This window comes from Bradyrhizobium sp. HKCCYLRH2015, from assembly GCF_051168215.1.
Classification (GTDB): domain Bacteria; phylum Pseudomonadota; class Alphaproteobacteria; order Rhizobiales; family Xanthobacteraceae; genus Bradyrhizobium.
Genome location: NZ_JBNPUO010000006.1, coordinates 486,169 through 493,930, shown reverse-complemented (window position 1 = coordinate 493,930; position 7,762 = coordinate 486,169). Strand labels below are relative to the sequence as shown.

Sequence of the window (7,762 nt, the reverse complement as noted above, 5' to 3'; positions counted from 1 at the left end):
GCAAAACACGATGCGATGACTTTACCCATTGTCACTGAGATTATCGTGTCTCACTTGAGGGGTGCAGTCCAGTGCACGAAACGTCAATCTTGATTAGGTCGCCGCGGGTAGTTTTGTGCACTGTCACCTAAACCCCACCGCCACCGCCCAGCACCGCGAGAATGCTCCAGCCGCTGTGAATGCCTCCGGGCGCGAAGTTGAGGGCAAGGAAGCCGATCGCCAGCACCACGTGGCCGAGACTGGCCGCTCCAAGTGCACCGCCCACCAGGGTTGTGACGGCAATGCATGACGCTCGTATCGCTGTTCCCACCGACAATCCTTGCAGCGGTCCCGGAGCAAAACTTATCTCACCAACTGTCGGGACTGGCCAGCCTGCATCGTCCTTCGAGCACACCTGCTGCGCACTTGCAGCGAGCCGTCAAAATCGAGCCAGGAGCAACATCCATGCGGATCACCGTCGAAACCACCGTCGCAGCCCCCATCGATCAGGTCTGGCGCGCCTATACGACGCCGGCCGACATCGTCAAATGGAACGCCGCCTCGGACGACTGGCATACGACCAAGGCCACGGTCGACCTGCGGGAAGGCGGCGCGTTCTCGTCGCGGATGGAGGCCAAGGACGGCAGCATGGGCTTCGACTTCGCCGGCACCTACACCAAGATCGTCGAGCACAAGCTGATCGCCTACGCCTTCGGCGACCGGAAGGCCGAGGTGCATTTCGAACCCGGTCCTAAAGGCGTTGTGGTTCGTGTCGTCTTCGATGCCGAAACGACCCATTCAGTCGAGCAGCAGCAGGGGGGCTGGCAGGCGATTCTCGACAGCTTTGCGCGCCACGTGGAAGCGAAGGCGTCGTGAGGGGCGCGGGCTGGGAAGGGGCCGAATGCGCGTCGTGAGCGGAATCCGAGTCTTTCCGCTTGACATTTTCCGAAAATCAGCAATGATGTGCGCATCCTGCCCCATCGCAGAGGGGCGTACGCGTCGTCACGAACGTCGGGGCAGGGATGCGGTGGCCGTGAGGATGTCGGCAGACGACCGGCGTCCTTGCGGACGGAGAAGTCGTGTGGTCCTGGCCTCTCGACGCTGAGGTCAAGTCTGCGTTGTTGCTTGACGGCACGCGCGGGCGATGGGGGCAAGAAAGCCCGATCCCCAGGGAGAGCACGAAGGACACCGTGAAAACCATCGCGCAGGGAAGGCCGGAATGCACCGGTCGTACCTGTGGTTCCTGCCCCGTGCACTATTTCACGCACGGGGGCCATGGGTTGCGGCCAGCACCCGGTCTTCCCTGCGCCCTCTGTTTTGATCGGAGGGACATGCTTCGCAGCAACTTGGGCGCCATGCGCCGCGAGGATGTTGGCGCACGTCCCCAAGCTGTTTGAGATGTGAAAGCGGTTTTCCCACAGCGTCGTCCCGGCGAACGCCGGGACCCATACGCCGCGGCGGATGTTGGGCGCGAGCAGGTCATGACGAGCCTGCCTCAAACGGCTGCCGGTGGTTATGGGTCCCGGCGTTCGCCGGGACGACAGCGGTGTTTGAGGCGTGAGCACGCCATCTCACCACGCGTCATTGCGAGCGCAGCGACGTGTCCGCCGAAGCCCGGCGGGCGTAGGCGGAAGCAATCCAGGGCGACGCGCGAGACTCTGGATTGCTTCGGCGCAAGGGCGCCTCGCAATGACGGAGTTTGGAGTGGGCGGCGTGCCTCGAGCCAATGGGCTTCAAGACGCCAACAGCGGACGCGATCGAACGCGTCCGTGCAATCCCTACGACGACAGCCGCATGTCCAGCAGCCGCCGGCCTTCGCCGCGCAGCAGCTTCTTCACCGCGCTGGAGGCGACGACCTCGCCGTCATTGGCGTAGGCCTCGTGGTTCTTCTCGATGTCCTCGAGCCGGTACAGGTAGTTCACCATCACGGTCGCGGATTCGCGCTGGCCCTTGGAGGAGAGGTCGCCGAGCCAGTTGATGCGCTCGAGTCTGGCGCCATTGCCGAGGTGGAAGCGGGCGACGGGATCGATCACCTTGCCCTTCGACGTGCGCGCTTTGAGGAAGTAGTGCGCGGCGAGCGGCTCGATCACCGGGCGCAGCTCGGCGGTCATCTCGGCATCCTCGACCCAGCGCGGCTCGTTCAGCAGCTTGAGCACGTTGCGATCCTCTTCGGTCGCATCGGGGGTCGACTTCAGCCAGTTCATGAAGCCGGGCACCGGCGACAGCGTGACGAAGGTGTCGAGCTTCGGCAGCTCGCGGCGGAGCTCCTCGACCACCTGCTTGATCAGGAAGTTACCGAACGAGATGCCGCCGAGGCCACGCTGGGTGTTGGAGATCGAATAGAACACGGCGGTACGGGCGCGGTCGGCGGGCACCGGCGGACGGTCGACCGCGAGCAGCGGCGCGATGGCGCCGGGGATGGTCTCGGTCAGTGCGATCTCGACGAAGATCAGGGGCGCGTCGGGCATCGCGGGATGGAAGAAGGCGTAGCAGCGGCGGTCGACCGGATCGATGCGGCGGCGCAGATCGTCCCAGTCGTGGATCTCGTGCACCGCCTCGTAACGGATGATCTGCTCCAGAATGTTCGCCGGCGTCGACCAGTCGATCTTACGCAGCACGAGAAACCCCCTGTTGAACCATGAGCTCAAGAGATGCACGACGTCGCGATCGAGCGCGGCGAGTTCCGGATTGCCCTTGATGAGATCCAGGAGATCGGTGCGCATCGCCACCAGCTCGGGCGTGCCGCCCGGCGCGCGGTTGAGCCGGCGGATCAGCTCCTGCCGGCGCGGCTCGGAGGCGAAATGCAGCGCGCTCGCGCCTTCGTCCGACGGCGCCGCGCGCCAGTCGTCGATCGCCTTGGCGAGCCTGGCCTTGTCGGGCCCGAAATCATGCACCAGCGCGGTGAAGAACGCCTTGCGGCCCTCGGGGTCGAGATCGTGATAGCCGTCGAGCACGTCGCGGGCCATCGCCGTGCCCGAGGCCTCGCCGGCGCCGGACACCAGCGCCTCGCACAGCTCGGCCAGGCTTTTCGCATCATGCTTGTCGGTAGGGGTGCCGCCGCCGCGCAGCAGCGTCCGGCCTCGCTCGGAAATTGTGGTGATCAGGTCGGTGAAAAAGGCATTGGCCATCTGATGTCAGTCGAATCCCGGAGCGTGATGAGGGCGATGTTACATGGATTTATGGCAAAGCTGGCGACATTCAAACATAACAAATCGTCAACGCCGCCGTCGCGGCGTGCATATGCGGCCGGCGTGTCATGCACCTGTCTGCTCCGCGAACTCGGTCGGAGTGCGGCCGGTGACCTGCCTGAAGGCATGCGAAAACGCCGGCACGCTGGCATAGCCGAGATCGGCGGCGAGCTGCTTGACGGAGAGCTGACGGTCGGTGGACAGCCGCTCGATCGCGGCGGCGATCCGGGCGCGCTGGCACCACGCCTTGAAGCTCAGCCGCGTCTCCGCCGCGAACAGCCGCGACAGAGTGCGGGCCGAGCTGCCGACCTTGCCCGCCAGGGTCGCCAGATCCTCCTCACTCGCGGGAGAGGCGAGGACGAGCTGGGCGGCGCGGCGTGCGCGCGGATCCTGCGGCAGGGGGATGAAGGTCGAGGAATCCTCGGCGCGGCGCAATTCGAGCAGCGCGAGCCGCACCAGCAGCGCGGTGCGCGCACGGTCGCCGTCGGCGGCGAACAGCGCCAGGATCGCTTGGTGCAGCAGCGGCGAGACCTGCACCACGAACTCGCGGTCGAGCCGCACGCCCCGCGTCTCCCGCGTCAGCCAGTCCTGCTCGAAATACAGCGTGCGCATCTGGCTGTCGGCCAGCATGTCGATGGCATGGCCGTGACGCGCCGGAACCCAGACGGCGCGGTCCGGCGGCACCAGCCAGCGTCCACGCGGCGTCGTCACCTGCATCGTGCCGCGCGAGGCGTAGATCAACTGGGACTCGCGGTGCATGTGCGGATCGAGCCGGGCGCCCTTGTGATAGAGGCGCGCGATCAGGTGGACGCCGGGCTCGGTCGTCACCCGGTCGGCGCCGAGCGGCTTCAATGGCGTGTCCACGATGGTCATTGGCGGCTTCTCGTTGGTCGCGTCGACTATAACCGATCTGTCAGGAATCGAGGACAGCTCCCATGAACAGCCCCCGCCGCGTCATCGGCTTCGTCAACGCGGCCCATTTCATCGACCACTATGCGATGCTGATCTTCGCAGCTGCGGTCATCATCATGGGCCCCGCGCTCGGCATGGCCTATGCGGACCTGCTGCCCTATGCGACGCCGGGATTCATCGCCTTCGGCGCCGGCTCGCTGCTGACCGGCTGGCTCGGCGACCGCTGGAGCCGGCGGCACATGATGCTGATCTTCTATCTCGGCATCGGCCTGTCGATGATCTCGGTCGGCCTGGTGCAGACGCCCTGGCAGCTCGGCGCGGCGCTGCTCGCGATCGGCCTGTTCGCCTCGATCTATCATCCGGTGGGAACCGCGATGCTGGTGTCCTATGCCGACCGGCTCGGCCGCGACATGGGGCTGAACGGCGTGTTCGGCAATCTCGGCGTCGCCTCGTCGGCGCTGGTGACCGGCGTGGTCGGGCAATATCTCGGCTGGCGCTTCGCCTTCATCGTGCCCGGCGTGATCACGGTCGGCATCGGCGTGGTGTTCGCGCTGGCGGTCGCGCATGAGGACCGCCGCGGATCGAAGCAGGCGGCGGCGCAGGCCCGCGTCGCGCGCGACCAGATGTGGCGCGTGGTGCTGGCGCTGCTGCTGGTGGTGATCGCGATCTCGACGACGTTCAACGCGATCACCGTGGCGCTGCCAAAACTGTTCGCGGAGCGGCTGGCGGGGCTGACGCAGAGCCCGGCGCTGCTCGGCGTGATCGCGGCCGGCGTCTACGTGTTCGGCGCCATGACGCAGTATACGATCGGGCGGCTGCTCGACCGCCACGCGCTGAAGACGATCGCGCTGCCGCTGTCGCTGGTGCTGGCGCCGCTCTTGTATCTGGCCGCCGATGCGCGCGACTGGGCGCTGATCCTGGCCTCGATCGGCATCGTCATGGGCGCGTTCGGGCAGGTCACCGTCAACGACGCGATGGTCGGCAAGTACACCGCCGAGGAGTGGCGCTCGCGCGCCTATGCCGTGCGTTATTTCATCGGCTTCACCGCGGCCGGCGCCTCGGTCGGCCTGGTCGCCTGGCTGTATGAGCACGGCGGCTTCGTCACCATGCTGCAGGCCTTCGCCGCGCTCTGCCTGGTCGCGGTCATCGCCGCGCTGATCCTGCCGCCGGAGCTTCCGGCGGTGCAGCCGGCGCTGCGGGAGGCGCCGGCGGAGTGAGAATGCGATCCACCCAAATTTTCCCAATTGCCAGGCCTGCGCCGCCGGCGCAGCCTGGGCCGATATGCGCGTGCTGATACTGATGAGACCCGATTGGCCACCCTGCGGGCGACTGCGGTGGCGACAAGAGATTGAAGCACGACACCATTGAGGATCCGCCGATGATCAATTGCTTCAAGAGACTGCTGGTGCTCGGGATGGCCGCAGCGGCCGGCCTCGCAGCAACGCAGGCGCTGGCGCAGAGCGATGCGCAGCGCAACGCGATCAAGTCGGCATGCCGGTCGGACTACATGTCGAAATGCGCCAGCGTGCCGCCCGGCGGCGCGGCGGCGTTCCAATGCCTGCAGAAGAACATCGCGGGCCTGTCCTCAGCTTGCCAGACGGCGGTCAAGGCGCTCGAGCCCGCGGCAGAGGCAAGGCCTCCGGCAGACGCCAAGCCTGTCGTGGAGGCCAAGCCGGCTTCGGCGCCACCGGCCGCGAGCGGGCCGGTCGCCGCCGAGGCGAGCAAGCCTTCCGTCGAACCTCCAAAGGCTGCGGCGCAGCCGGCCGCGTCCGTCCCGGCCGCGCCTGCCCAGTTGGCCACGGCTGCGGCCAAGCCGGCTGCGGCGGCGCCTGCGGGCAAGCCGAGCGAGGCCCAGGTGGCCGCGATCCGAAGTGCCTGCGGCGCCGATTACCGCAAGGTCTGCAGCAGCGTGCCGCCGGGCGGCGCGGCGGCACTGCAGTGCCTGGAGCAGAACAAGGTCAGAGTGTCCGGCCCCTGCGCTCAGGCGATGGCGTCTTCGAGCGGGGCATCGACGGCGACCGCGGCTGTTGCCCGGCCCGCGGCGACAACCCCCGCTGCACCGGCGGCGCCCGCGCTGGTGTTGCGACCGCTGCGGCCTCGCGAGGAGTTGCGCATCGTGAGGGCCGCCTGCGGCGCGGACGCGCGGGCGTTGTGCAGCGGCATCGAGCCGGGCGGCGGCCGGATCGCGCAGTGCCTCGCGGCCAATGCCGGTGCGCTGACACCTGGCTGCAAGGGCATGCTCGCGCAGTTTGCGGCCAATCGCTGATGCAGGGCGGCTGTCGCCGTTCACGGTTACCACTGCAGCGCATGCGGGGATGCACAGGAGAGCGAATCCACCCAAATTGTCCCAATTGTCGGGTGGGGACGTCCCAGGCAAGGTCGCAACAGGGTGGATATTTGACCAATCAGATCATGATCAGGAGTTTGAAGATGAGCGCCATTCTTTCACGTGCCATTATTTCCACGCTGTGCGGATTGTTCATCCTGGCGGTAATGCCGTTCGTGTCGATGTCGGATGCCAACGCCGTGGTCTGCGCACGCGGCGTCGTGCGAGCCGGCTGCGCCGGTGCGGCGGGCGCCGTGGTGGTTCGCAAGCCGCCGGTGGCGGCTGCGGCGTGCCGCACGGTGATCGTCAATGGCGTCGCGGTTCGGCGCTGCGTTTAAGCGACGCTTAATTGGTTTTCGGTATCGAGTTATTTGAAACCGTAATTGCGACGCGCAAGTTTTGCGCGTCGCATGCTGCTTTGCGCAAGCGAGGTAAGCTGTATTTAACGGTGCTCCCGGCAAGGTGCGGCTCGTATCCAACTTGCAATTCGATGGGAGAGGGCCATGGCGTTTTGGCGCTGGCTGCGTGACGCAGCCCTGGCAGCTGCGGTAGTCACGTTTGCCGGCAACGCCGCCGGCGCAGCCGGCTTGAAGGAAGAAATCGCGCCGACCGGCAAGCTTCGCGTCGCCATCGCCGTCGGCGCCGCCGGCGGGGCGTTCTGGTGCGTCAAGTCGGACAGCGGCTATTCAGGCGTTCCGGTCGAACTGGGCAAGGCCATGGCCGCGCAGGTCGGTGTGCCCGTCGAATTCGTCGAGCATCCGAATTCCAATGCGATCACCGAAGATGCTGCGCGGGGCATCTGGGATGTGGCCTTCATGCCGAAGGACGCGGAGCGCGAAACCAAGGTCTCGTTCGGTCCGGTCTACGATTCGGTCGAGACCACCTTCATCGTCCGCGCCGGTCTCGACGTCGCCAACATCGCGGCGCTGGACCAGGCCGGCACCGAGGTTGCGGCCATCAACGATACGACCGTGATGCGCGGCGCCAAGGCCTTCCTGAAGAAGGCGACCGTCACCGGCTTCAAGTCCTACGAGGAAGTCTATGCGCTGCTCAGTGCCGGCGAGATCGACGCGCTGGCCTTGGCCCGCGATCAACTGACTCTCATCGCCAAGCAGATTCCCGGCACCAAGGTGCTGGCCGAGACCTTCAAGAAGACGGACACCGCGGTTGCGGTGCCGCTGAAGCATCCGCAGTCGCTGGCTTTCGTCACCAAGTTCATGACGGAGTCCAAGGCGAACGGTCTGCTCAAGAAGGCCTACGGCGCCAACAATCTGAGCGAGTCGACTTTGCTCACCCAGTAAGCGCACCGACGCTGCCTGCCGGACTCTCCCGCGCCAGGGGCGGGGGAGAGCCATCG

The 7,762-nt window shown here is 66.5% G+C and carries 7 protein-coding genes; 5 read left to right on the top strand and 2 right to left on the bottom strand.

The window, feature by feature from the left end; all coding sequences use genetic code 11:
• Nucleotides 1–444: 444 nt before the first annotated feature.
• Entirely contained in the window at nt 445–855 is a 411-nt protein-coding gene (locus tag ACQR1H_RS18795) for an SRPBCC family protein (protein ID WP_434907992.1), read from the top strand.
• Between the two features lie 902 nt (nt 856–1,757).
• Here ACQR1H_RS18795 and ACQR1H_RS18790 read toward each other — a convergent pair.
• Entirely contained in the window at nt 1,758–3,107 is a 1,350-nt protein-coding gene (locus tag ACQR1H_RS18790; protein WP_434845507.1) for a malonyl-CoA decarboxylase, read from the bottom strand.
• A 126-nt stretch (nt 3,108–3,233) separates the two neighbouring features.
• Nucleotides 3,234–4,040 carry an AraC family transcriptional regulator gene (locus ACQR1H_RS18785; RefSeq protein ID WP_434839223.1) on the bottom strand — a complete coding sequence of 269 codons (807 nt, stop codon included), beginning with the start codon at nt 4,038–4,040 and terminating at the stop codon, nt 3,234–3,236.
• A 62-nt stretch (nt 4,041–4,102) separates the two neighbouring features.
• Between ACQR1H_RS18785 and ACQR1H_RS18780 the strand changes: the two genes are divergently transcribed.
• The 4 genes from ACQR1H_RS18780 (at nt 4,103) to ACQR1H_RS18765 (ending at nt 7,706) form a co-directional block, all read left to right on the top strand.
• A complete protein-coding gene (locus tag ACQR1H_RS18780; protein ID WP_434907991.1) occupies nt 4,103–5,296 on the top strand; it encodes an MFS transporter in 1,194 nt (397 codons plus the stop codon).
• A gap of 161 nt (nt 5,297–5,457) precedes the next feature.
• Nucleotides 5,458–6,345: a hypothetical protein gene (locus ACQR1H_RS18775; protein WP_434907990.1), complete on the top strand. Its 888-nt coding sequence runs from the start codon at nt 5,458–5,460 to the stop codon at nt 6,343–6,345.
• Between the two features lie 164 nt (nt 6,346–6,509).
• Entirely contained in the window at nt 6,510–6,743 is a 234-nt protein-coding gene (locus ACQR1H_RS18770; RefSeq protein ID WP_315805809.1) for a hypothetical protein, read from the top strand.
• A gap of 165 nt (nt 6,744–6,908) precedes the next feature.
• Nucleotides 6,909–7,706, top strand: a complete 798-nt coding sequence (locus ACQR1H_RS18765; protein ID WP_434839220.1) for a transporter substrate-binding domain-containing protein — start codon at nt 6,909–6,911, stop codon at nt 7,704–7,706.
• The last annotated feature ends 56 nt before the right edge of the window (nt 7,707–7,762 follow it).

Excerpts from the sequence above, each read along its gene's own strand:
- ACQR1H_RS18795 (WP_434907992.1), top strand. The coding sequence starts at position 445 with ATGCGGATCACCGTCGAAACCACCGTCGCAGCCCCCATCGATCAGGTC.
- ACQR1H_RS18790 (WP_434845507.1), bottom strand. The coding sequence starts at position 3,107 with ATGGCCAATGCCTTTTTCACCGACCTGATCACCACAATTTCCGAGCGA.
- ACQR1H_RS18785 (WP_434839223.1), bottom strand. The coding sequence starts at position 4,040 with ATGACCATCGTGGACACGCCATTGAAGCCGCTCGGCGCCGACCGGGTG.
- ACQR1H_RS18780 (WP_434907991.1), top strand. The coding sequence starts at position 4,103 with ATGAACAGCCCCCGCCGCGTCATCGGCTTCGTCAACGCGGCCCATTTC.
- ACQR1H_RS18775 (WP_434907990.1), top strand. The coding sequence starts at position 5,458 with ATGATCAATTGCTTCAAGAGACTGCTGGTGCTCGGGATGGCCGCAGCG.
- ACQR1H_RS18770 (WP_315805809.1), top strand. The coding sequence starts at position 6,510 with ATGAGCGCCATTCTTTCACGTGCCATTATTTCCACGCTGTGCGGATTG.
- ACQR1H_RS18765 (WP_434839220.1), top strand. The coding sequence starts at position 6,909 with ATGGCGTTTTGGCGCTGGCTGCGTGACGCAGCCCTGGCAGCTGCGGTA.